General features: G+C 30.8%; 27 protein-coding genes and 11 tRNA genes. 5 read left to right on the plus strand and 33 right to left on the minus strand.

The window, feature by feature from the left end; translation table 11 throughout:
• Positions 1-57 precede the first annotated feature (57 nt).
• From ABXG81_RS06280 to ABXG81_RS06290, 3 genes are read left to right on the plus strand one after another with little or no spacing between them, the layout of a single operon-like run.
• Entirely contained in the window at positions 58-429 is a 372-nt protein-coding gene (locus tag ABXG81_RS06280; RefSeq protein WP_316115899.1) for a GntR family transcriptional regulator, read from the plus strand.
• A complete protein-coding gene (locus tag ABXG81_RS06285; RefSeq protein WP_353528562.1) occupies positions 422-1,282 on the plus strand; it encodes an ABC transporter ATP-binding protein in 861 nt (286 codons plus the stop codon). Before ABXG81_RS06280 ends, ABXG81_RS06285 begins: the two co-directional genes overlap by 8 nt.
• A gap of 1 nt (position 1,283) precedes the next feature.
• Entirely contained in the window at positions 1,284-1,946 is a 663-nt protein-coding gene (locus tag ABXG81_RS06290; RefSeq protein ID WP_353528564.1) for a hypothetical protein, read from the plus strand.
• Between the two features lie 26 nt (positions 1,947-1,972).
• Here the strand turns inward: ABXG81_RS06290 and topA are convergent, their stop codons facing one another.
• Genes topA through ylqF form a run of 5 tightly spaced genes read right to left on the minus strand, consistent with a single transcriptional unit; the run spans position 1,973 to position 6,916 of the window.
• Positions 1,973-4,030, minus strand: a complete 2,058-nt coding sequence (topA, locus tag ABXG81_RS06295; protein WP_117521202.1) for a type I DNA topoisomerase — start codon at positions 4,028-4,030, stop codon at positions 1,973-1,975.
• 4 nt (positions 4,031-4,034) lie between these two features.
• Entirely contained in the window at positions 4,035-5,126 is a 1,092-nt protein-coding gene (dprA, locus tag ABXG81_RS06300) for a DNA-processing protein DprA (RefSeq protein WP_353529245.1), read from the minus strand.
• A complete protein-coding gene (locus tag ABXG81_RS06305) occupies positions 5,116-5,463 on the minus strand; it encodes a YraN family protein (RefSeq protein ID WP_117521200.1) in 348 nt (115 codons plus the stop codon). Before ABXG81_RS06305 ends, dprA begins: the two co-directional genes overlap by 11 nt.
• Positions 5,460-6,083, minus strand: a complete 624-nt coding sequence (locus ABXG81_RS06310; RefSeq protein WP_117521198.1) for a ribonuclease HII — start codon at positions 6,081-6,083, stop codon at positions 5,460-5,462. Before ABXG81_RS06310 ends, ABXG81_RS06305 begins: the two co-directional genes overlap by 4 nt.
• Entirely contained in the window at positions 6,080-6,916 is an 837-nt protein-coding gene (gene ylqF / locus ABXG81_RS06315; RefSeq protein WP_117521703.1) for a ribosome biogenesis GTPase YlqF, read from the minus strand. Before ylqF ends, ABXG81_RS06310 begins: the two co-directional genes overlap by 4 nt.
• 176 nt (positions 6,917-7,092) lie before the next feature.
• On the opposite strand from ylqF, the gene ABXG81_RS06320 reads away from it, so the two are divergent.
• On the plus strand, positions 7,093-7,341 hold the full coding sequence (locus tag ABXG81_RS06320) for a hypothetical protein (RefSeq protein WP_353528565.1): 249 nt from the start codon (positions 7,093-7,095) through the stop codon (positions 7,339-7,341).
• A gap of 178 nt (positions 7,342-7,519) precedes the next feature.
• Entirely contained in the window at positions 7,520-9,262 is a 1,743-nt protein-coding gene (locus ABXG81_RS06325; RefSeq protein ID WP_353528566.1) for a phosphoenolpyruvate carboxykinase, read from the plus strand.
• 51 nt (positions 9,263-9,313) lie between these two features.
• On the opposite strand, the gene ABXG81_RS06330 is transcribed toward ABXG81_RS06325, so the two are convergent.
• The 28 genes from ABXG81_RS06330 to ABXG81_RS06465 all read right to left on the minus strand — a co-directional run bounded on the left by ABXG81_RS06330 (position 9,314) and on the right by ABXG81_RS06465 (position 23,084).
• On the minus strand, positions 9,314-10,555 hold the full coding sequence (locus tag ABXG81_RS06330) for an aminotransferase class I/II-fold pyridoxal phosphate-dependent enzyme (RefSeq protein ID WP_353528567.1): 1,242 nt from the start codon (positions 10,553-10,555) through the stop codon (positions 9,314-9,316).
• 1,017 nt (positions 10,556-11,572) lie between these two features.
• Positions 11,573-11,920 (minus strand): 50S ribosomal protein L19, encoded by a 348-nt coding sequence (rplS, locus tag ABXG81_RS06335; protein ID WP_117521189.1) that lies wholly within the window; start codon positions 11,918-11,920, stop codon positions 11,573-11,575.
• The gene (gene trmD / locus ABXG81_RS06340; protein ID WP_288222854.1) at positions 11,907-12,614 is read right to left on the minus strand and encodes a tRNA (guanosine(37)-N1)-methyltransferase TrmD; all 708 of its coding nucleotides are present in this window, start codon (positions 12,612-12,614) and stop codon (positions 11,907-11,909) included. Before trmD ends, rplS begins: the two co-directional genes overlap by 14 nt.
• Positions 12,607-13,092 (minus strand): ribosome maturation factor RimM, encoded by a 486-nt coding sequence (gene rimM / locus ABXG81_RS06345; RefSeq protein ID WP_353528568.1) that lies wholly within the window; start codon positions 13,090-13,092, stop codon positions 12,607-12,609. The genes trmD and rimM overlap by 8 nt, the downstream gene beginning before the upstream one ends.
• On the minus strand, positions 13,089-13,313 hold the full coding sequence (locus tag ABXG81_RS06350) for a KH domain-containing protein (RefSeq protein ID WP_117521183.1): 225 nt from the start codon (positions 13,311-13,313) through the stop codon (positions 13,089-13,091). Before ABXG81_RS06350 ends, rimM begins: the two co-directional genes overlap by 4 nt.
• A gap of 4 nt (positions 13,314-13,317) precedes the next feature.
• Entirely contained in the window at positions 13,318-13,563 is a 246-nt protein-coding gene (gene rpsP, locus ABXG81_RS06355; protein ID WP_101540903.1) for a 30S ribosomal protein S16, read from the minus strand.
• 53 nt (positions 13,564-13,616) lie between these two features.
• A complete protein-coding gene (gene ffh / locus ABXG81_RS06360; protein ID WP_117521181.1) occupies positions 13,617-14,960 on the minus strand; it encodes a signal recognition particle protein in 1,344 nt (447 codons plus the stop codon).
• A gap of 11 nt (positions 14,961-14,971) precedes the next feature.
• Positions 14,972-15,295: a YlxM family DNA-binding protein gene (gene ylxM / locus ABXG81_RS06365; RefSeq protein WP_117521179.1), complete on the minus strand. Its 324-nt coding sequence runs from the start codon at positions 15,293-15,295 to the stop codon at positions 14,972-14,974.
• 296 nt (positions 15,296-15,591) lie between these two features.
• Entirely contained in the window at positions 15,592-16,872 is a 1,281-nt protein-coding gene (locus ABXG81_RS06370; RefSeq protein ID WP_117521177.1) for a trypsin-like peptidase domain-containing protein, read from the minus strand.
• A gap of 442 nt (positions 16,873-17,314) precedes the next feature.
• The gene (gene cas2, locus ABXG81_RS06375; RefSeq protein WP_353528571.1) at positions 17,315-17,497 is read right to left on the minus strand and encodes a CRISPR-associated endonuclease Cas2; all 183 of its coding nucleotides are present in this window, start codon (positions 17,495-17,497) and stop codon (positions 17,315-17,317) included.
• A gap of 99 nt (positions 17,498-17,596) precedes the next feature.
• The gene (locus ABXG81_RS06380; RefSeq protein WP_353528573.1) at positions 17,597-17,842 is read right to left on the minus strand and encodes a hypothetical protein; all 246 of its coding nucleotides are present in this window, start codon (positions 17,840-17,842) and stop codon (positions 17,597-17,599) included.
• Positions 17,843-17,919: 77 nt separating this feature from the next.
• The gene (locus ABXG81_RS06385) at positions 17,920-18,261 is read right to left on the minus strand and encodes a hypothetical protein (RefSeq protein WP_353528575.1); all 342 of its coding nucleotides are present in this window, start codon (positions 18,259-18,261) and stop codon (positions 17,920-17,922) included.
• Positions 18,221-18,673, minus strand: coding sequence for a helicase-related protein (locus tag ABXG81_RS06390; protein ID WP_353529246.1), 453 nt, complete (start codon positions 18,671-18,673; stop codon positions 18,221-18,223). Before ABXG81_RS06390 ends, ABXG81_RS06385 begins: the two co-directional genes overlap by 41 nt.
• Positions 18,669-19,655, minus strand: coding sequence for a DEAD/DEAH box helicase (locus ABXG81_RS06395; protein WP_353529247.1), 987 nt, complete (start codon positions 19,653-19,655; stop codon positions 18,669-18,671). The genes ABXG81_RS06390 and ABXG81_RS06395 overlap by 5 nt, the downstream gene beginning before the upstream one ends.
• Before the next feature lie 40 nt (positions 19,656-19,695).
• A complete protein-coding gene (locus ABXG81_RS06400; RefSeq protein ID WP_353528577.1) occupies positions 19,696-20,106 on the minus strand; it encodes a CRISPR-associated endonuclease Cas3'' in 411 nt (136 codons plus the stop codon).
• A 280-nt stretch (positions 20,107-20,386) separates the two neighbouring features.
• On the minus strand, positions 20,387-21,043 hold the full coding sequence (locus ABXG81_RS06405; protein WP_117521167.1) for a radical SAM protein: 657 nt from the start codon (positions 21,041-21,043) through the stop codon (positions 20,387-20,389).
• The gene (gene queD / locus ABXG81_RS06410; protein ID WP_117521165.1) at positions 21,033-21,365 is read right to left on the minus strand and encodes a 6-carboxytetrahydropterin synthase QueD; all 333 of its coding nucleotides are present in this window, start codon (positions 21,363-21,365) and stop codon (positions 21,033-21,035) included. Before queD ends, ABXG81_RS06405 begins: the two co-directional genes overlap by 11 nt.
• Before the next feature lie 60 nt (positions 21,366-21,425).
• Positions 21,426-21,502 (minus strand) — tRNA-Arg (locus tag ABXG81_RS06415).
• A gap of 159 nt (positions 21,503-21,661) precedes the next feature.
• A tRNA-Gly gene (locus ABXG81_RS06420) sits at positions 21,662-21,735 on the minus strand.
• A 54-nt stretch (positions 21,736-21,789) separates the two neighbouring features.
• Positions 21,790-21,864 (minus strand) — tRNA-Gly (locus ABXG81_RS06425).
• A gap of 21 nt (positions 21,865-21,885) precedes the next feature.
• Positions 21,886-21,961 (minus strand) — tRNA-Thr (locus tag ABXG81_RS06430).
• 26 nt (positions 21,962-21,987) lie between these two features.
• A tRNA-Asp gene (locus ABXG81_RS06435) sits at positions 21,988-22,064 on the minus strand.
• Between the two features lie 84 nt (positions 22,065-22,148).
• Positions 22,149-22,224, minus strand: a tRNA-Val gene (locus tag ABXG81_RS06440).
• 134 nt (positions 22,225-22,358) lie between these two features.
• A tRNA-Glu gene (locus ABXG81_RS06445) sits at positions 22,359-22,433 on the minus strand.
• A 204-nt stretch (positions 22,434-22,637) separates the two neighbouring features.
• Positions 22,638-22,712 (minus strand) — tRNA-Glu (locus tag ABXG81_RS06450).
• Positions 22,713-22,770: 58 nt separating this feature from the next.
• A tRNA-Met gene (locus ABXG81_RS06455) sits at positions 22,771-22,847 on the minus strand.
• 80 nt (positions 22,848-22,927) lie between these two features.
• Positions 22,928-23,004 (minus strand) — tRNA-Met (locus ABXG81_RS06460).
• A 5-nt stretch (positions 23,005-23,009) separates the two neighbouring features.
• A tRNA-Asn gene (locus ABXG81_RS06465) sits at positions 23,010-23,084 on the minus strand.
• Positions 23,085-23,099: the final 15 nt, after the last annotated feature.

Below are 23,099 nucleotides of genomic sequence, written 5' to 3' on the forward strand. Positions count from 1 at the left end.
TAATAAGCATAAGATAGTTAATTACTCAAGCAACTAACTAGTAAGGAGGATGTATGAATGGATTCCAATAAATTGATATTTGAACAAGTAGCAGAAATAGTAGAAAATCAAATACTGAATGGGGTGCTTAAAGCAAATGACCAATCCCCTTCTACAACAGAATTCTCAAATGTATACGGAATTAATCCTGCAACAGCTAGGAAGGGACTTAATATTTTAGTAGATGAAGGAATACTTATAAAAAAGAGAGGTATGGGGATGTTTGTTACAGAAGATGCAAAAATGATAATAGAAAATAAGAGAAAAAAGGAATACATAAATAATATACTACCAGATCTTATAAAAAATATGCAGCTATTAGGTATTGGTAAAGAGGAATTATTAAAGGAAATAGAAAAACTATACGAAAAGGAGTCAGCAGATGATTAGGTTAAAGAATGTTAGCAAATCATATGATAAAAATATTGTCTTGGATAATATAAGCCTTGATTTAAAAGATAATCGCATATATGGCCTTATAGGTAGGAATGGTGTCGGTAAAACTACCCTCATGAAGATTCTAAGTGATCAGATTATAAATTATCAAGGTGAGATTTATTATAATGGAACTAATATAAAAAAAGATAAAAATTTCAAGGAAAATTTAGCTATAATAAACGATGGTTTTATAGGAGAATACGAAAGTCCTAGTAAGCTGAAATCTCTTACTTCTACATTTTCTATGCTATCACCTAACTTTAACCAAAGTAGGTATGAAGAGCTGATGTCTATGTTTAAATTAAATGAAAAAATAAAATATAGAAAGTTATCCTATGGTAACCAAGCTTTATATAAAAGTATTATAGGTCTTTCAAGTGGTGCTAAAATAATTTTTTTAGATGAACCTACCAATGGTTTAGATGAGATTAATCGTGATAAGTTTTATAGAAAACTCCTAGAATATCAAAACCTTGATGAGTCTTTAATTATGATATCATCACATATCCTATCAGATATAGAAAAGATTGTTACTGATATAGTATTTCTTACTGATACAAAAGTTACATTAAACGATCCAGTTGAAGCTCTAGAAGAAAAGTCCTATATTATAACAATTGATCAAGCTAATGTAAATCTATTAGATAATAAGAATATCCTAAATTATAAAAAGATTGGTAACCAATTGGTAGTTATGGTTTATGATGATTTTACATATGATGAGTATTTAAAGCTAAAGTCATGTGCATCAGTTTCACCTATGAGTTTGCAAGAACTATTTATAGCATTAAACAAGGAGGCATAAAATGTCAGGAGCAATTCGTGTTTTAAAAGCAGATCTAAAAGAAAATATCAAAAACTTTAGTGGAGCCATAGTAGGTTTATTAATAGGTATAGGCTTTCTTTCATTATTTTTAGCAAAAATAGTAATGGGTAGAGAGGGCATTAGTTACGGAGAATTTTTACAAATTATTCTTGTAGTAATGATGTTATTTTGTATTGGTGTTACCTTAGCCCTAGGCCAAGCTTATTCTATCAGCGATACCTATCCTATAGCAAATAAACTAGGAAACAAAAGATCTGATATCGCTATTGGCTTAATTTTGAAAGATATTATTATTTTTACTGTTACTGGTCTTTTTATGTATATATTTAACAGACTAATATTATCAAATGTAAAAATGGATACCTTAGAACAACTTGGAAAAGTTTTAGATCCAAATTTTGTTATAAGCTTCGTAATAGGTATATCCAGTGTATCTCTAATAGGGTCAACTATTGCATACATATTAAAGGTAACTCCTGTTACAGGATCGCTATTAGGTATAGTATTTGCCTTTGCACTTTTTATTAATGGAAATATAATAAATATTCTATATATTGACAATATTTGCTTTGTCCTAGTACTGCTATTATTAAGTCAAATCCTAAGATACTTTATAATAACAAAATTAGATACAAGATTCTAGCCAATATAAAAGAGATGAGCAAAAACTCATCTCTTTTTCTCTTTTATATATCCACAGTTAGCACACCTAATCTCATCGACTTTTCTATTCTTCTTATGGACTAGAAGGTCACCACATTCTGGACATTTTTCTCCTGTTGGTGGGTCCCATACTGCGTAGTCACAATCCGGATAATTATTACAAGCATAGAATCTCTTACCTTTTTTGCTTACTTTCTCTATTATCTCTCCATCCTTACACTTTGGACAGTCAACTCCTGTTGTTTTCACTATAGATTTAGTAAAGTCACAGTCTGGAAAATTAGTGCAACCTATAAACTTACCATTTCTTCCATGTTTGATAGCTAAGGCATGCCCACATTTTGGGCACTTCTCATCTAGCACTTTATCTTTTACCTTATAGTCTGTATTATCTTTTTTAACACTAGTCATGTCTTTCTCAAAGCCTTTATAAAAGCTTGATAATACATCTTTCCAATAAACCTTATGCTCCGCTATTTTATCTAATTGATCTTCCATTTCTGCTGTAAATTCAACATTTATTATATCATCAAAGTTTTCTTGCAAAAAGTTATTTACAGTAATACCAAGTTCTGTTGGATATATTGACCTACCTTCAAACTCTATATAATTTCTATTTACTATTTGATTTATTGTTGCAGAATATGTTGATGGACGTCCTATACCAAATTCTTCCAAGACTTTTACTAGACTTGCTTCTGTGTACCTTGCTGGAGGATTAGTAAAATGTTGAGCTTTCTTAATTTCACTAGCTGATATTACATCTCCATCTTTAAGTTCTGGGAGGATGTTTTCATTCTCTAGTCCTCCACTTATCTTATTAAAACCTTCAAAGGTTGTTATCTTACCATTGGACCTAAAGATTAAACCATTGTTATCAAAATTGATTGTGGTTGATAGGTACTCGTAGTTTGTCATTTGAGATTGAACAACCCTTGTCCATATTAGCTTATAAAGCTTATATTGTTGATCTGTTAAGTATTGCTTAACTGATATAGGATCTCTATATATGGATGTTGGTCTGATTGCTTCGTGGGCATCTTGACTTCCCTTCTTCTTTGCCCCATGAGTATTACCCTTAGATGCATATTCTTTGCCATATTTTTCATTTATATATGATAAGGACTCTTTTACTATCTCTTGGCTGATTCTAGTAGCATCAGTTCTCATGTAGGAAATAAGGCCTACAGACCCATCATAGCCAAGTTCTATACCTTCAAATAATTGTTGAGCAAGCTGCATAGTAAATTTTGTTGAATACCCTAATTTATTGGATGCATCTTGTTGAAGTGTTGAAGTAGTATAAGGTTTTGGTGGCTTACGGGATTTTTTGCTCTTTTTAATTTCAACTACCTTAAAGTTATTTTTATCAACTTTGTCTAAGACCTTTTTAGCACCAGCTTCATTGGATATTTTCATTTTCTTACTAGTACTTCCATAAAATTCTGACACAAATTTAAGCTTATCTATCTCATGGTCAGCTGTAATAGTCCAATATTCTTCTGGAACAAATGCATCTATTTCCTTTTGTTTATCCACTATAAGCATAAGTGCAACTGATTGGACACGACCTGCTGATAGACCAGATTTTACTCTTTTCCATAATATAGGACTTATCTCATAACCTACTATCCTATCCATAACACGTCTTGCTTGTTGGGCGTCAACGAGATTTTGATCAATTGTCCTAGGATTCTTGATAGCATTTTTTACATTATCCTTAGTAATTTCGTGAAATTCAACACGATTCTTTTCATTTGGATCTAGACCCAGTAGGTATTCTAAATGCCAGCTGATGGCCTCTCCTTCCCTATCAGGGTCAGTTGCAAGATATACCTTGTCAGCCTTTTCTGCTTCTTTTTTAAGTTCATTTATAGTTTTGGCCTTTCCCCTTACTTTTATATACTCAGGTTCAAAATTATTTTTAATATCTACACCAAATTTTGACTTTGGTAAATCTCTTAAATGTCCTACAGTAGCTCTTACTTTATAATTGCTACCTAACATCTTTCCTATTGACTTTGCTTTAGTTGGAGACTCTACTATTACTAAATTTTTAGCCAACTAATCACCTCTTTACTGTAAATTCATTATTTCCAATATTTTCTATAAAATCTCTTAACTCAAGTGATGTTAAGAGATAGTTAATTTCGTCTATATTTATATTCAAATTAGCTGATAAAATATCCGCTGTGGAATTTGGGTTTTCCTCGATATACTTTACTATATTTAGCTCATCTTTTTCAAGGCTAGAATAATCTATTTCATTTTTTATTTCACTAAATTCTAAAAGGTAATCTAATTCTTCTAAAATATCATCAGCACAGGTTATAAGCTTACTGCCTTCTTGAATAAGTTTATTAGTACCCTTAGAATAAATAGAATTGATATTACCAGGAATTGCAAAAACTTCCTTACCTTGATCTAAAGCACATCTAGTAGTTATCATAGTACCTGATTTTTCCTTGGCTTCTATAACCACTGTAGCAAGTGAGATACCTGATATTATCCTATTACGTCTAGGAAAGTTAAAACTCCTAGGATCAGTTCCTAAAGGAAATTCTGATAAAATTAGACCTCTTTCTTCAAGTTGTTCATATAAATTTCTATTTTGTTTAGGATAAATCTTATCTATACCACATCCTATTACTCCAATAGTCCTTCCCGAAACTTCTAGAGTCGACTTGTGACACATAGCATCTATCCCATAAGCAAGGCCTGACACCGTAGTTATCCCGCTATTAGCTATACCTTCAGTTAAATTCTTGCAAGCCCACTTACCATAATCAGTACACTTTCTAGCTCCTACAAAGGCTATAGAATTTCTATCTTTTTCATAATCTAGATCTCCTTTATAAAATAATAAGGCTGGTCTATCTTCTATGTACCTTAGATTATGTGGATAGTACTCATCAAGCATTGTCACATAATCATAGCCAAATTTATTTACTTTTTCATTATAATATTTAAAGCCTTCTAGATTTTCATCATTAAATATTTTCCTATAAATCTTATCATCTAAAAAGTCTAATTGATCTCTAGATTTTTCAAAAAATCCATCAAAACCTATTGTCTCCCATATCAATAGGATAATTCTATTATCTAAATATATATAGTTTAAGTATAAAATAGTTTCTCTTGGACTTAATTTAAAATGCATTTTCAATATAATTTATCTTTCTACTTTCAGTAAAAACTTCTGCCACATCAAATCTTATTATACAATCAGCAAGCTTATTCTCTATTAAATATGTTTGGCTTGCTTTTATTATTCTCTGTTGCTTATAGTAATTAACAGCTTCTCTTGGATACCCATACTTAACAGACTTACGAGTCTTAACTTCTACAAAACATACTACGCCATCTTTTAGGGCGATTATATCTATCTCTCCATAAGGCTTAGAATAATTGCGCCCTAGAATTTGATAATTTCTTTCTAAAAGATAATTATAAATTATCTCCTCCCCTGTATCTCCAATTCTTCTTTTTTCCGTCATAGAAAACTTTCCTGCCTTGCATAGTATTTTTTAAGAAAAGTTTTTCTATGGATAGAAGTAATGCCATAGTTATCAATTCCATCATAATGCTTTTTTGTACCATAGCCCATATTTGTATCAAAAGAATAGTGAGGATATATTTTCGCAAAGTTAATCATAATATCATCTCTTCTAACCTTAGCAAGTATAGATGCACATGAGATCGCATATTCATTAAGATCTCCTTTTACAATATTTAACTGTGGAATATTAGAATCTATCCTTTCGGCATCAATCAATAAAATATCTGGTATTATAGATAGGCTATCCACAGCATTTTTCATAGCTTTTAATGTTGCTTGTCTGATATTAATCTCATCAATTACCCTATTATTAGCATAACCATATGAAATATCAAGAGCATCTTCTAGTATCTGCTCTTTTAGTTTAAGCATCTTAGGACGGGTAAGTTTTTTTGAATCGGTAATTCCATCTATGTTAGAATCCTTTTTCATGATAACTGCACAAGTTACAACAGGTCCAGCCAAAGGCCCTCTTCCTACTTCATCAATACCTGATATATGCTCGTAATTTTCGTATATTTCTTTTCTTATTTCATCATTGTATAAAGAATATTTCATGGTCGCTCTAAACTAATTCTTCCTAGTTTACCAGATCTAAAATCTGTCAAAATTATATTTGCTGTTCTTGTATAGTCAAAGTCTCCACCCTTAGTCACAGCTCCGCGCTTTCTAGCTATATCCTCATAGATTTCTAAGGCTGGATTTGCTGGATCTACGCCATATCTTTCGGTCAAACTTTCAGGATAAGTTTTTTGAAGATCTTCCAAAAATTTCAATGTCAAATCTTCTACATTTAAAATTTCATCTTTTATAGCATGAGTATAGGATAGGTTTAGGCCTGTCTTTTCATCAAATTTTGGCCACAAAACTCCTGGAGTATCTAAGAGCTCTATATTAGCTCCAGTTTTTATCCATTGTTTAGTCTTTGTAACTCCAGGCCTGTTTCCTACATTTGCAGACTTTCTTTTTGCTACATTGTTTATAAAGGTTGACTTGCCAGCATTAGGTACTCCTACAATCATCATACGGATGACAGAGTTTTCTATATTTTTTGACTCATTTCTCGCAAACTTATCAGCTAGCTCTGTCTTAGCTAGATCATAAATTCTAGAAACATTAATCTTTTCCTTAGAATTCATAGTAGTAGCTGGGATGCCTTCTTCTTTAAATTTTTTTATCCATTTTCTATTTATATCTTTGTCAGCCAAATCTGACTTATTCATTATAATCATACGTGGCTTATTGCCTATAATTTCATCTATCATTGGATTTCTGCTAGATTCTGGTATTCTAGCATCTATAATCTCTAAAACTATATCCACTAGCTTAAGATTATTTGCGATTTCTTCCTTGGTCTTTTTCATATGACCAGGATACCAATTTATATTCATTGCCATAACTATCTCCTTATTTTCTAGATATATTATACATAATATGTTGTTTTTTATCTAGAAAGAGCTAGTTTGTATATTTAATATAAGAATTTGAATAAAGTTGAATAATCATTATACTGATTATATATTATTGTTATGTAATTACCTACTAAAAGTTAAAATAGGAGACAGAAATGACAAAAACATACGCTAAATTTTTATTAATAATTTTTGTACTAATATTAATTGGATCTATATATACTTATGATAAAAACGCCATCTTATGGAGCAGCCTGACTATAATGTTTTTAATATCAAATTACTTTTTAAATACCTTTACAGATATAATTAAGGATATACCACTACTAGCTATAATAGTCATCGATATTTTATATATTATAATGATATTTCGGAAAATTAGATTTATGAAAAGTAATGAATAAATTTAAAGTAGTTAAGATAAGGAGTAGATAAAAACTATAATATAAACGGTTTAAAATACTAATATGATAAATTTTTATTTAAATAGCATTTTATTATCCTTGTTTTTAACCAAGTTTTGATATACAATTAATAAAAATTATCAATAAAATTAGAAAAGAAGAAAGAATGGAGAACAAAATGAGTAAAGAATTTTCAATTACAGGAAATAAAGCTATCTTAAATTTATCAGAACAATTTTTTAATGATGTCAATGAGCTTTTAAATAGCGATTCTTTCCTTGAATTAACAAAATCATTTATAAATTATCATAAAAAAGAATCATCAAGAGTATACACATATATAGAACAATTTTTTATTAATTCCTCTGTAGACTCTCTTTCAAAAGAATTAGTTGATATTTTCAAGCTACTTACCGTCATGAATATTGACGAAGTTTCATCGAAAATAAACAAATATCACAATCTAAATAAGGAAAAAGACGGACTATTAAAGATAGTTGAGGAATTCTATAATTATTGGAGAAATCTTGAAAGATATTCAATAATAGAACAAAAAAAAGATTCTCGTGGAGTTGGAGTTGTAAATTTTGTTGAAATTAATGAAAATTTAAAGAATATGATCCTTCAAGCCTACAGAAGAGTTGAAATGTCTATAATAGGAGAATGGCCAAAAGTTTATAGACAAGTTCCTGCTGCAGCTGATGCTTCTATTATGATAAGATATTTTGATAAAGACTTTCCAAAAATTTATGGAGATTTAAATAAAATTCCTTTTATAACTAAAGTTATGATTGAAACTCCATATATCACTTATACTAAATCAAATAAAAGAGATGGAATATTTGAAGAAGTTTATGAAAATCCAATTTTTGATACAGATATAAATTACAAACACTTCTTCTGCTATCCAGCAAAAGTGGGAGATAATTTAATATATATTTTCTTTCATAGAGATCTTCTCACTCATGAAGTCTCAGCATCAAACCTATTTGAACTCGCAGATGTTAAAGAAATAGAGGAAAGAACTCCTGATGCCATTTATATTTATGGACCAAAAGATAAAGGTGATAGGAAAAATTCTTTCTATTATGATAAAGAAAATAAATTATATGTTGGATATATTGCCTATAGCGATAAAATTGACTATTTTGGTTATTTGAAAAAAATGGTTTTAACCTTAAACAATGTAATAAATATAAAAAAGGGATATTTACCAATACATGGGGCTGGTCTTTCAATAGTTTTACAAAACAATAAAACAGTAAATATAGTAATTCTTGGTGATAGCGGAGCTGGAAAGAGCGAATCAATAGAAGCCTTTAGATCTCTTGCCAAAGACTATATAAAAGAGATGACCATAGTCTTTGATGATATGGGATCATTTAGAATAAAGAATGAAAAAGTTTATGCTTATGGTACAGAAATAGGTGCTTTTGTAAGACTTGACGATCTCGATGCTGGCTATGCCTTTAAGCAAATTGACAGATCAATTTTTATGAATCCTGACAAAGTAAATTCAAGACTTATAATGCCTGTGGCAAGTTTTGAAGAAATAAATAAGGGATATGAGGTTGACTTTTTCCTATACGCTGATAACTACTCAGCGGTTTTAGACAATGAATCTTCAATAGAAATATTTGATGAGAAAAAAGAAGCTCTAAGAATCTTTAAAAGAGGAGCAAGGCTTGCCAAGGGAACTACAACAGAAACTGGTCTTGTTCAAACTTATTTTGCAAATCCATTTGGACCTGTTCAAAAAATGAAAGAATGTGACAAATTATTAGACCAATACTTTGAAACTTTATTTGAAAATAATGTAAAGGTAGGAACAATAAGGACTCAATTAGGACTTGAAAATATGCAATTTGAAGGCCCAAAAGCTGCTGCCATTGAATTATTTGAACTAATTAAAAATATGTAAAAATTATAAAAACTCAAGCAAATATAAAATATCTTGCTTGAGTTTTTATTTTTATCTATTTACTTCATCAATAGCTTCTTTTATAAGTTCTGGTGAAATCTTACATTTTTCTTCACTTACTGCACAAACAGCAAATCTTAGTCCATTTTTATTTGCAACTATATACATATCCTTTTCTTTTAATTTTTTTGCAACTTCTTTTGGATTGTTACATGGAATTGATATGAAAAATCCTCCAAAATATGGAAGATGAACAAGATCTATTTCCTTTGCCTTTTTTACAAAAACTTTAGCTCTTTTTTCAAGCAATAGCCTATTTAATTCAAGCTCATTTTCATAGGACTTCTTCATTTCTTCATCATTTTCTATATCAACTAAAATATTCATACCAGCATGGGTTATATTTGACAAGTTTGCTCTATTTGAATGTTTCATTGAATCAAAGGCCCTATTTGCCATATCTTCATTTGATGAAATTATTATACAAGCACCAGCCCTTAAACCGTAAGCTGTGTAAGATTTACTCATAGAATAGGCAACTGTTGTTATAATATTTTCTGGTAAGGAAGAAAATTTTTGGAAAAATTTCTTTTGAGATCCATCACCTGCAAATTCTATATAGGCAACATCAAGAAGAATATTGATGTATTTCCCATCAACTGCCCTATTCTTTATTACATCAAGTATCTTATCCCACATAGAATCTTCTATGCTAAAACCTGTAGGATTATTGGCAGGAGAATTAAATATACAAACCACTCTATCACGTTTCTCTAAAGCGAAGTCTAAACTTTTGGTAAATTCTTCTAGATTGAAATTAAAGTCCTCATCTAAAAATTCATAAGTTTTAAATTTCCTGTCAAATTCTTCACACATTGTAAGATAAGCTGGCCAATACCAATTCGGACAAATTGCATAATCACCCTGATTTAAGAATGTCCACAAACTGTGCCTTACAGCTCCAGTTCCTCCAGCAGTTGCAACAGTTTTTATATAAGCTTTTGGTTTATAAGGGCCAAAACACTTATCAACTGATAAGTCAAGATAAGCTTCATCACCTTCAATTGCCCCATAGCTTGCTATTGATTTTTTATCCATGTTTTTTAATGTATCATATACACTATTAAAAGCAATTAGATTTCCATCATCATCTATCAAAGTTCCAAGAGTTGAATTTATAATCTTATCCCTTCCCTTTTCTTTTATTGCTCTTTTACATTCTTCACTTACTTTGAAAATTTCATCTTCAAGTCTTGGCCATCTTGCATGATCTGCTATAATATCTTTTCCCATAATATCTCCCCTTTTTCATTATTTAAAATATTGTATCATTTATTAATATTTTTTTAAAGAAAAGAAAATTGTTGTCTACTTAGTAGTATTTAGTTAGCAAAATATTTGTGAGGAGAACATTATGAATAAAAAATAAAAAGAAGGAATATTTAAAAAGCTATCTAAGCTTTATTTCAAATTCACCAAAAATTCTTAAGCGAAAAAACCTTTCCTCTAGTATGGAGGATAATTTTTATAAAGAGAGAATATATATTCAATGGAGATGTTTTATTTCCATCTTTAGACAAAGTTTGATTCAGGTTATAGCTAGTTTTTATTTCTAGACTCCTACCTAGAAGATAATATTAAAAATGAAATTTCTAGATTAAATATGTTGTAACCCAAACTACTATCTTAGCTGATAGTTTGCACATCGCCTATAAGATACAAATATAAATGTCTCTATTATGTATGGATTCCAAGTATTTGGCAATACGTAACGCTGTTCCAACTACTAATTAAGCAGTTTTTTATTTATTTTACTTCTAACTTGTTCATAAGTGGATCTTCGTATTTTTTATACTTATTTAATCAGTGTATTAAATTTCTTTTAATTGATTTTGTATATACTATTTTATTTCTTGCCTTCTAAATTTTGCTGCAAGTATTATGCGATATTTATATCTTCATTTTGTATGCGATAAATTACGTTATCCAATTTATTATCCTTATTTAATTATGCCTGTAGTTATCATAATTATATTACAAGTGAGAATTTTTTGGCTTTAAACTAAATCTAAATTGTTCCACATGCATAGCACATGATCTTTGTTTTATCCGCATTCGTTCTTTCAACTAATTTAAATTATCAAATAAAAAAGGACTATTGCATCATGAATAAATAGTCCCAAAATCATTAGAAGAACCTCTACGAAAATTTTACCTCCATAAGTCGGCAGGCTATATAAAAAATTTCCTAAAAGAATCTTTTAATGATAGGACGATAATTATTCATAGTTCTGCAACAGCCCATTTATATTAATAATTTGTTTTTTCTTTTACTTTTGTAGCCTTACCTTGACGATCTCTTAGGTAGTTAAGTTTTGCACGACGTACTTTACCGTGTCTTGTTACTACAAGTTTTTCAATTCTTGGTGAATTATAAAGGAATGTTCTTTCAACACCTACACCGTAAGAAATTCTTCTAAGTGTGAATGATTTGTTGATTCCACCTTCTTTAATTTTGATAACTGTTCCTTCAAAGTCTTGAAGTCTAGTTTTGTCACCTTCTTTGATTCTATAAGATATTCTAACTGTATCCCCTACGTTAAAATCGAATTGATCTTCACGTGAATTTTCTTGATCTATTTTTTTAATTAAGTCCATTTTCATTCTCCTCTCTTAGGAATTTTTCATATAAATCTGGTCTGACTTTTTTTGTTTTTTCTATTGCTGACTTTTTATTCCAAGCTGCAATTTTCTTATGATCTCCGCTTACCAACTCATGTGGCACGAAGTAGCCGTTAAAATTTCTTGGCTTGGTATATTCATCTTGTTGCAATAATGTATTGTAATGGGAATCTGTTTTTAGGGATTCTTCCTTACCTACTACTCCATCTATAAATCTTGACATGGAGTCTATTAGTACCATAGCAGGAATTTCTCCTCCTGTTAGCACATAATCTCCTATAGATATTTCATAGTCTACATAGTGGTTTATTATTCTTGCATCTATGCCTTCATAGTGACCACATATTAATATTAGATGCTCTATATCTGCTAAGTTGATTGCTAATTTCTGATCTAATACTCTACCAGTAGCTGACATGTAAGCTACTTTAGAGTTTGGTTTTTTTACAGACATTAAGGCATCGTAGAGAGGCTTTGGCTTCATAAGCATGCCTGCTGCTCCCCCATAAACTGTATCATCTACATGATTGTGCTTATCATTTGAAAAATCTCTAATATTTACAAATTCTAATTCTAGTAATCCTTTTGATATAGCCTTACCTATGACTCCATAAGTTTTAAGAAACTCAAAACTTTCTGGAAATAGGGTAAGAATGGTTATTTTATTCATAGTCACTAAAGTTTTCTATTTCTATAAATCCATTTTCTAAATCAACTTTTTTTACAGTAGCATTTAAAGCTGGAAAGTAAACTTCATCTTTATCTGTTTTTATAACATAAACATCATTTGGATATACACCTGTTATTACCTCCTTGATTGTACCGACTTTTTGCCCATTATCGTATACATCAAGTCCTTCTAATTGAAAAACATAATACTCATCTTCGTGAAGTTTTCCTAAATCTTTATCTTCAATAGTTATATCTTTGCCTATAAATTTTAGAACGTCATTTATATTATCATATTCTTCAAATTTAATAACTTTTAGACCCTTTTGGTCAAATGAGGACTCTACTGTAAGTTCTTCATTGTCTATGAGTAGCTTTTCCCCATTTTCAAATCTTTTTTCATTATCACTTAAGTTTTTCACTTTAAGATTGCCATTGATGCCATGTGTAGTTACTATCTCTGCTACTGTTATTCTCATATTTTTATATTAACCTTGCAATCTTCCTTTATAGCAGCTGCTCTTGCTATGGAACGGATGGAATTTATTATATTGCCCCTTACTCCTATTACACGTCCTTTGTCAGCTTCTGCTACATGGATAATTATATTTACTTCGCCATCATTGCGAGTTTCTTCAATCTCAACGGATTCTTTATCTTCTACAAGTTCTTTTACTATTACTTCTACTAATTCTTTCATGATATTAAGCTAAGACATCATTATCATTGAAAAGTTTTTCAACGATTGATGTTGGTTTTGCACCTGTACCAACCCAGTATTTGGCTCTTTCATTGTCTATTTTGAACTCTTTTGGCTCGCTTACTGGATTATAGTAACCAATTTCTTCAATGAATTTACCATCTCTTGGGCTTCTTGAATCTGCTACAACAACTCTATAGAATGGTCTTTTCTTTTGTCCCATTCTTTTTAATCTAATTTTTACTGCCATTTCTTCTTCCTTTCATTCGTTTCTTTTGATGAATTTCTAAATATTATATATGATTAAAATGGTAATTTAGGCATCCTAAATCCTCTACCTTTTTTACCCTTTGGATTCATATTAGATACTTGTTTCATCATTTTTTTAAGTTCTTTAAATTGCTTTAAGAGCTTATTTAATTCTCTTACATCTACTCCAGATCCCTTAGAAATTCTTTCTTTCCTCTTCTTACCTATGATCTCTGGTTTCTCACGCTCTTGTTTAGTCATTGAATTGATAAGAGCTTCTATTTTTTGAAATCCTAAATCATCTACATTGATTTGTTTAAGCATTTTGTTATTTACTCCAGGAATCATTGCTAGTAAGTCTTCTAACGGCCCCATATTTTGGATTTGTTTTATCTGATCCATAAAATCATCTAGGGTATAAGTTTGATTTCTCATTTTTTCTTCTAGCTCTTTAGCATTTTGCATGTCTATTTGAGCTTCGGCTTTTTCGATTAGAGAAAGTACATCACCCATACCCAGGATCCTATTTGCCATCCTGTCTGGATAAAATGGTTCTAGATCTTCTAATTTTTCACCTACACCGACAAATTTGATAGGCTTGCCTACTACTTGCCTAATTGATAGTGCTGCTCCACCTCTTGCATCACCGTCAAGCTTTGTGAGTATTACACCCGTGATGTCAAGATATTCATCGAAAGTCTTAGCAACGTTAACTGCCTCTTGACCTGTCATAGCATCTACTACAAGTAGGATTTCATCAGGCTTAGTAGCTTCTTTTATACTTCGAAGTTCTTCCATCAAATCTTCATCAATTTGTAAACGTCCTGCTGTATCGAGGATTACTGTGTCATAATTATTTGCTCTTGCATAATTTTTAGCATTTTGAGCCGTGACTACTGGATCCTGTTTACCCTCTTCAAAAACAAATGTGTCCGCTCTTTTTCCAACAACTTTTAGTTGTTCGATAGCTGCTGGTCTATAGATATCTAGGGCAGCGAGCATTGGATTTCTGTTTTCTTTTTTTAACATATGGACAAGTTTACCAGAGTGGGTAGTTTTACCTGAGCCTTGGAGACCAACCATCATAACCATATGAGGTGTGCTACCCTTTAGGTCTAATCTGGAATTCTCTTTTCCCATCAAATTGGTTAGCTCTTCATTTACTATCTTAACTACCATTTGACCTGGAGATAGAGATTGCATTACATCTGCGCCTAGCGATCTCTCTTTAACTGTTTTTACAAATTCTTTTACAACTTTGTAATTAACATCAGCTTCAAGAAGTGAAAGTCTTATCTCTCGCATTGCAGCATCGATGTCTTTTTCTGTTAATTTTCCTTTTCCTGTTAGTTTTCCAAGTGTTTCTTGGAGTCTATCAGATAGGCCTTCAAACACCATATCATCACTCCCTAAATCTTTTCTATTTCTTGTGTTATTCTTTCAATTGCTTGTTCATAATTTGAACTTTCCATCAGCTCTCTTATACTCATAAGAGCATCTTTGAGCTCCTCTTGTTTCTTTAGTAAAGAAAGCTCATCTTCAAACTCAAATAATTTATCAACTGAACGAGTCATCATATCTGAAATAGCTTGTTTTGACTTATCATTATTATCAGCTATCTCTTGCAAGGATAAATCTTCATTGTAATAGCAATTTATAACATCACGTTGTTTTTCATTTAGAAGCGGTCCATATATGTCGAATAATTCGGCCACTTTAACAATTTTTTCCATATTATCACCAATTGGGATCACTTTTTTTCTGGATTGATTTAATTGTCCCTTAAATATATTTTCATAAGGGTTACTTACCTGCCCCGATTTTATAGTAATGTTTCTTACAAAAGTTCCATTAATAGACAGGTCTATCGTCAAGAAAATTACTTGACCGATACATTATACAATGGTTTTATAATCATGTCAAGATTTTTCCTTGACATTTATTTTCCCTTATTTATCAATCATTAGAATTATTTAATAACACTTTTTCACATAAAAAGAGCCTACAATTTTGTAAGCTCTAGTTTATATTATGGTAGGTTAAAGAATGGACTTAACTTACCTTTATCACTATCCTTATTATTCTCAACTTTATTATCAGGACTTGCCTTTTTATATTCATCTACATTAGATGAATCTATTTTAAATTCAAAGTCAATATTCTTTTCTTTTCCATCTCTTATTATGGTTATTTGGGCAGTTTCCCCAACTTGGTATCCTAATAACATTTTTCTAAGACTAGCCATATCCGTTACCTTATTTCCATCAACAGCTGTTATTATATCTCCTTGTTTAAATACTCCATTATTATCAAAATCAGAGAATACATAAACACCTTCTTTATCAGCTAAATTACCTAGTTTAGCTTGAGGAAATTGAGCTAAATAACTTACCGATTGGCCATTAATTCCTAAGTACACTGACTTATACTCACCAGTTTTTTTAATTTGTTCAATTACCGGCTTTACAATATTTATAGGAATTGCAAATCCTATACCATCACTATTACCAGCCTTAGCAGAGTTAATACCTATTTGCTCTCCTCGTGTATTTAGTAATGCTCCACCAGAGTTACCAGAGTTAATTGCAGCATCAGTTTGCATTAACCCATCCATTTGTGCTCCTGTTTGAAAACTTACAGTTCTATTAAGACCTGAGATAATACCACTTGTTACAGTAGATTGAAGCTCAAATCCTAGAGGGTTACCTATAGCTACCACCCTATCTCCAACTCCAACCTCATCACTATCAGCAAGTTCCATTACAGGAAGATTATCTTTTTCTACCTTTATAATAGCAAGATCTAAAGTTGAGTCATTCCATACAAGCTTTGCAGGAGTAGTAGTTCCATCGTTAAATAAAACACTTATTTCACTAGCATCTCCATCACTTACAACGTGAGAATTAGTTAAAATATAACCATCACTACTTACAATAGAACCAGAACCTATACCTTCAACATAGCCAGATTGTGGACCCCATATAGTTTGTTGAACAACCTCAGACATTGTAGTAACTCCTACTACACTATCAATTGATTTTTTTACAACCAAAGATTCCATAGAAGTATCATTATCATTAGAATTTAATTTACCCAAACTCTTATCCACTTCTTCTTTTTTCTTTTTTTCTCTAGCTTTATCTTCATTCTGAGTTTGTGGACTAGGGCTTACAGCTTCATTTTTATCGTTATTCTTAGCAGAAAATCCGCCAGCCAAAAAGTAAACCAGTAAACCACCAACTATCGCTCCAATCAAAGCAGATAAGAAAGAAGGCATACCATTATTTTTCTTAACTTTATTATCAGACATATCAATTCCTTTCCATCAATATAAATTAATATTTATTTATAAATATATGATACTCTTATTTGGATTAATTTAGTATAAAGTTTCAGAATGAACAATCAATTGTTGTAAAAATAAGTTTATTATTAAACTTATAAAACATAACTTAATTAGGTGATGCTATTTTTAATACATATTATCTCAATTTACACCTCCGTATAGGAGGTGACCGCATTTTTTAGGGATTTTTAATTATTATTTTAGTAAAAAAATGCGGAATTTACTAAATATTGTTATATATTATACTCATATACAGCGCGAGTCTACTAATATTTTATGAGTAATTACGATTGTCTATACTAATAATAAATCTTTATCTGAATAATAGCTATTATCTTTTCCAATATTTTCTACCTTATTTTGCCAGTTTTTTCCTAAATTATAAAATCTAATACTATCATTTTCTTCATCTATTATATCTAATAGTTTCTTTTTTTAAATTAACTAATTGAGCAGGTTTAAGTGAACATTCAAATACAGAATTTTGAACTCTTTGACCATAATTGACGCACTGTTTTGCTACTTTCCTTAGTCTTTTAGTACCTGATTCTGACTTTGTATTTACATCATAAGTGATCAATACCATCATAATAATTAACCTTTCATCAGAAATAGTGGATATGCTTCTAAATCTCCTCGGATGTACTATTTAGAAACATAGCTTGCACATGTGGTAATAGTCCTATCTTTATCTTTTCGTTAATAAAGGGATGCAATCTTGCTTTCTTTTTTGCCAATTTTCTAGAACTTTTGCTCTTCCTTTAGCGTTTAATAGTACTACCCCTGTTTCCTTTTTTTCAAAATCTTTGGAATTATATATACTTATAGTGTATGGTTGGAGTTTGTTTAATAAGATTTTGATTTCATTAATTTTTTCTTTGTTACCATCATAACCTCTAAATTCTTCTATTGCTGCTAATAGTTCTTCTATCAAAGCGTAACTTTCATCATAGTAAACAATTACAGAATCACTATTATCCTCTATAAGGCTAAACTTATCAGAGGCTTCTTTTAAAGCTTGGGCATTTTTCCTTCAATATCCCCACTTTGTCTAATTTCTTTATTTAAAGAAAGTAAATCCAGTAGTGTTTTATTATCTACCACCTTTTTATCTAGGTCATCTAGGTTAGAAAATAGCTTAGCATAATATTTTTTATTTAAATCTTCTATATTAAAGTTTCCATCATAGTTGTCTAAAACTTTTTTTGTTATATTCTTTTTATTTTCAATAGATTTTAGATTACCTAGCTTTTCATCATCCTTATCTAGATTTACTAAGTAGGCCTCGCCCTTATCATATTTTCCTTCTCTATTACACCTGCCCATGGCCTGGATAATAGAGTAAGCCTGCATATGACCTATATAATCTTCTAAAATCTAAATTCACCCCTTCTTCTATTAAGGAAGTGCTAATAACTATAACATTTATGTCATTATCTAACTTATCTTTTATCTCATTTATGATATCAAGCCTATGTTTTGGGCACATATTGGTAGTTAAATAATATAATTTGCTTTTATCATCCATAGCTTCTTCAAACATTTCATACAAGTTCATTACAGATTTTTTAGTATTTAAAATTATAAGGGTTGATTTTTGGTTATCATTTAATACAGAGTTATATATGTCAGCTAGCTTGGATTCTTTGCCATCATTTAATAAACTTACCTCTACTCGGTCAAAGATATGCTTTTGCCTATTATCTAGTTGTATCAGGTTATAATCTTCATTATTAGAGCCACCATATATAATTTTATGGTTAATAGAATATTAGAGCCACCATATATAATTTTATGGTTAATAGAATATTAGAGCCACCATATATAATTTTATGGTTAATAGAATCATGGTCTAAGCTAGGTTGAGTAGCTGAACATAGGATAATTACAGAATTCATCACCTTACTTATAAAATTGAACATTAGATTAAAGATATGGGTCATCTCATCTTGTAAAGATTGGATTTCATCTAAGATAATTACACTATTGCTTAAGTTATAAAATCTTCTAAGATTTGATGATCTTGATTTAAATAAGGTATTGGAGAATTGTACCATAGTAGATAGGATTACTATTTGATCCCAGGATTCTTTTATATACTCTTTCATAGCAGCTTTATTATCATCATCATTATCTTCATTATCAAAAGGAGTATTATCACCTACATTTGAGTGATGCTCTAATATATACTTATCATTTGCTAAAGTTTTTCTATATTCAGACGCATTTTGTTCAAGAATTGATAAGAAGGGAGCTATATAAATCATCTTGCTTTTATGATTATTTTTCATTTGATGGAGGGAGTATAACAATGATAGCTTGGTTTTGCCAGCCCCTGTAGGTAAATCCAGTTTATAAATCCCGCTACTATCTGTGTCACACCTAGTTCGAATATTATCTACTATGCTTGCCCTTACCTTATTAATATCGTTAGTTGGTGGAGGGTAAGATCCATACTCAGCTTCTATTTGATGGTAAAAATATTCTATAATTTCTTGACTTTCATCATATGTTTTTTTATCAATAATCTTTTCATAGGCATTTATCGTGTCATAAATATCTACATTTTTTAGTATAGATAGGATAAGTCTAATTATACAGTGGTTATAATAATTAAAGTCTATATCTGGATTATCTGATTTTTCTAATTCTAGCTTTTCTATAATATTCTTATATTCTTCAAATCCTTTTGTAAAGGTTTCCTCAATAGAAAGCTTATACTTTTTATTACAATATTCATATATAATACTATTTGCATAATCCCTTACTAAGTTATAACTATATTTTCTATTTAGAGTATAATTTCATTCTTTGGTATATACTATTGATAACTTGTTTATTATAAGTACCAATATCAAAAACTCCATGGTGGGCCTCTATAGCATACATTAGAATTTCTGCATACGACTGGCATATAGGGCTTTTAAAGTCCTCATTTTTCTCGCCTACTTTACAATAAATTTGATATAAATATTTTGCACCAGCTGAAGAGTGGTTTACACTGGTATTTTTATTATTCATTATTTTATCTTGAAACAAGGGGTCTGCCTTACCAAGATCATGTAAAAGACCAACTATCAAGGATATATACTCAATATCTAGTTGCTTATCTAAATTAAAACTTCCATTACCTACATTTATTAAATGATTAAATAGTGATTGTTCTCTACCGTTTTCATCTTTGTGAGCTATAATCATAAATCCTCCTAGTAATATAAAAGATATTTAATTATTACTTTAATATATTTTTAAATACAAGTACATTAGCATTTTTTTGAAAATCAATAAAAAAGTAGGTATGCTAACTAAAGCATTACCTACTTATATATATCCATTATTATAACTATATTTATTATCATAACGCATATTCTAGTATATTTGAATTACACTTATAATTTGCAGCTTATTCTATAACTAATAAATTAGATATAAATCTAATTTATATTTCAATTACTAGAATATTGGATGTAGCTAAAAATCACACTCCTCTTTTATCCGGATCCCAAATATATTTATGAATCTGAAGCTGTAATTTTACATTATCATAACCCTTTATTTTCATAAACTCTACAATATCAGCTGTATCAATTGAATTATAGACTGGTGATAAGAATATTTGACTCTTTGGTTTATATTTATCAATAATTTTATAAGTAAATTCTAAATCTTCGATACTTCCAACAACAAATTTACATACATCATTACCTCTTAGATAATTTAAATTTTCATATAAATTTTCTTGATCCATATTTGAATAGGGTGTTTTAATATCTAAGGTTATAATTGTTTTATCAATATGAATAAGCCCTTTTACACTTATACTACCATTAGTTTCTATATTAACCCTATAACCTCTTTTAGATAATTGCTCAATAAAATCAATAATTCCTTGTTGATATAAAGGTTCTCCACCAGTTATTGTAATGTTTTTAGATGGATATTGATTGATAATATCAAATATATGATCAAAATCAATATAATTATTTTTTGCTTCTAGGGCATAAGAAGTATCACAGTAACTGCATCTTAAATTGCAAGAATTTAATCTAATAAATATAGCAATCTGTCCAGCAGTAATGCCTTCACCATCTATACTATAAAAAATTTCATTTATATCTAGTTTTTTATCTTTCATATATTGCCAAGTTACCTTTTGACTCAGCTACTTTTACTTTGTAGCATTTAGGACCAAGCTGTTCACAAATCCAGCGAGCAATATTTTCGGCAGTTGTAGGTACGTCTAATATTTCATTGAGATTTTTATGATCTAGTTTATCCATTACCTTTTTCTTAATATGAGTAAAATCTAAGACCATCCCATTTTCATCAAGTTCTTCACTTTTACAATAAATGTTTATATCATAATTATGACCATGAAGTTCATTACACTTGCTTTCATAAGGCAAATGTAACTGATGGCTTGCACTAATTTCTATATTCTTTTTTATATAATACATATTACACTCCTAAAATAAAATATTAATAGTAAAAAAGAGTACTTTAAAAGTACTCTAATTTGGCGCGTCATTGAGGATTCGAACCACAGGCCTTCTGGTCCGTAGCCAGACGCTCTATCCAGCTGAGCTAATGACGCAAATATACAAATATATAATTTTTATATTATAAAAGATTTAACAATAATATAATTCACAAAAAATACTAAAGCCTATATTTCTTTAGCTAGTTCTTCGAAAATCTCTTAGTTCTTCTTAAAGATTTCAAATGTATAATATTTGAAACACTATAAGTAACTTGGAGCGGGTGAAGGGAATCGAACCCTCGCAACCAGCTTGGAAGGCTGGGGCTCTACCACTGAGCTACACCCGCATATAAAAAACACCATGACCAAACATCTATTGTTCGGGACATCTGGTGAATTTGTGGAGCGGATGACGAGATTCGAACTCGCGACCCTCGCCTTGGCAAGGCGATGCTCTACCACTGAGCCACATCCGCATAAATAAGAGTTATTCGATTTGGAGCTGATGATAGGACTTGAACCTACAACCTATTGATTACAAATCAATTGCTCTGCCAATTGAGCTACATCAGCGCATTGGATCACTGTTGCAATCCAAATGGCGACCTGGATGGGATTCGAACCCACGACCTCCGCCGTGACAGGGCGGCATTCTAACCAGCTGAACTACCAGGCCATAAATCATTAGTTTTTATTCTAATACTTATGTCTTACTACATTACTCTAAATGATATCTCTAGAACTAAGTAGATTATAAATTTGGTGGAAGTAACAGGGCTCGAACCTGTGACCCCCTGCTTGTAAGGCAGATGCTCTCCCAACTGAGCTATACTTCCGTAATTAAAATTCAGCATTTAGTATACATTTTAATCAGCTAGTCGGCTTGCTGACAAAGTTGACAAGCAACTTTGAAACGCTGCGACATCTGACCTTCAATCCATTTGCTTTTGCAAATGGCGATAGGTCATTATGGTGACCCTACCGAGATTCGAACTCGGGATACCACCGTGAAAGGGTGGTGTCTTAACCGCTTGACCATAGGGCCTTATTAAATAATGTATCATATACTTATTATCCTTAAAGATTTGCTTTAAGATGTCTTAGTCGACTTCGTTAGCCAAATCAGTCCTAAGTGTAGTGGATAGCTTATGCTTGAGCTTTGCGATATTCTTCGACCTATCTTCAATCCAACTTACTTGTGTTTAGTTAGGATCAAAAAAACTCTTTACGCACTAATTAGTGAACTATATGGTGACCCCATCGGGATTCGAACCCGAGAACCCGCCGTGAGAGGGCGATGTCTTAACCGCTTGACCATGGGGCCAAAGATCAATAAGGATCACTCCGTTGATAATCTCAACGAAGCAAAAGATATTAAAAAATGGTAGCGAAGAACGGACTTGAACCGTTGACACTCCGGGTATGAACCGAATGCTCTAGCCAGCTGAGCTACTTCGCCATATAAAATAAAAATTATTATTGATTTTTTCAAAATCACGAATACTTCATAAACAATATAAGTTGAAATTTATTAATATTTGGTTGCGGGAGCTGGATTTGAACCAACGACCTCCGGGTTATGAGCCCGACGAGCTACCAAACTGCTCTATCCCGCGACACTTGGCGCTCAGGGTGGGACTCGAACCCACAACCTACCGGTTAACAGCCGGGTGCTCCACCATTGAGCTACCTAAGCATATCATACTTAATT

The sequence above is a fragment of the Anaerococcus nagyae genome, assembly GCF_040364225.1.
GTDB classification, from domain to species: Bacteria; Bacillota; Clostridia; order Tissierellales; family Peptoniphilaceae; genus Anaerococcus; species Anaerococcus nagyae.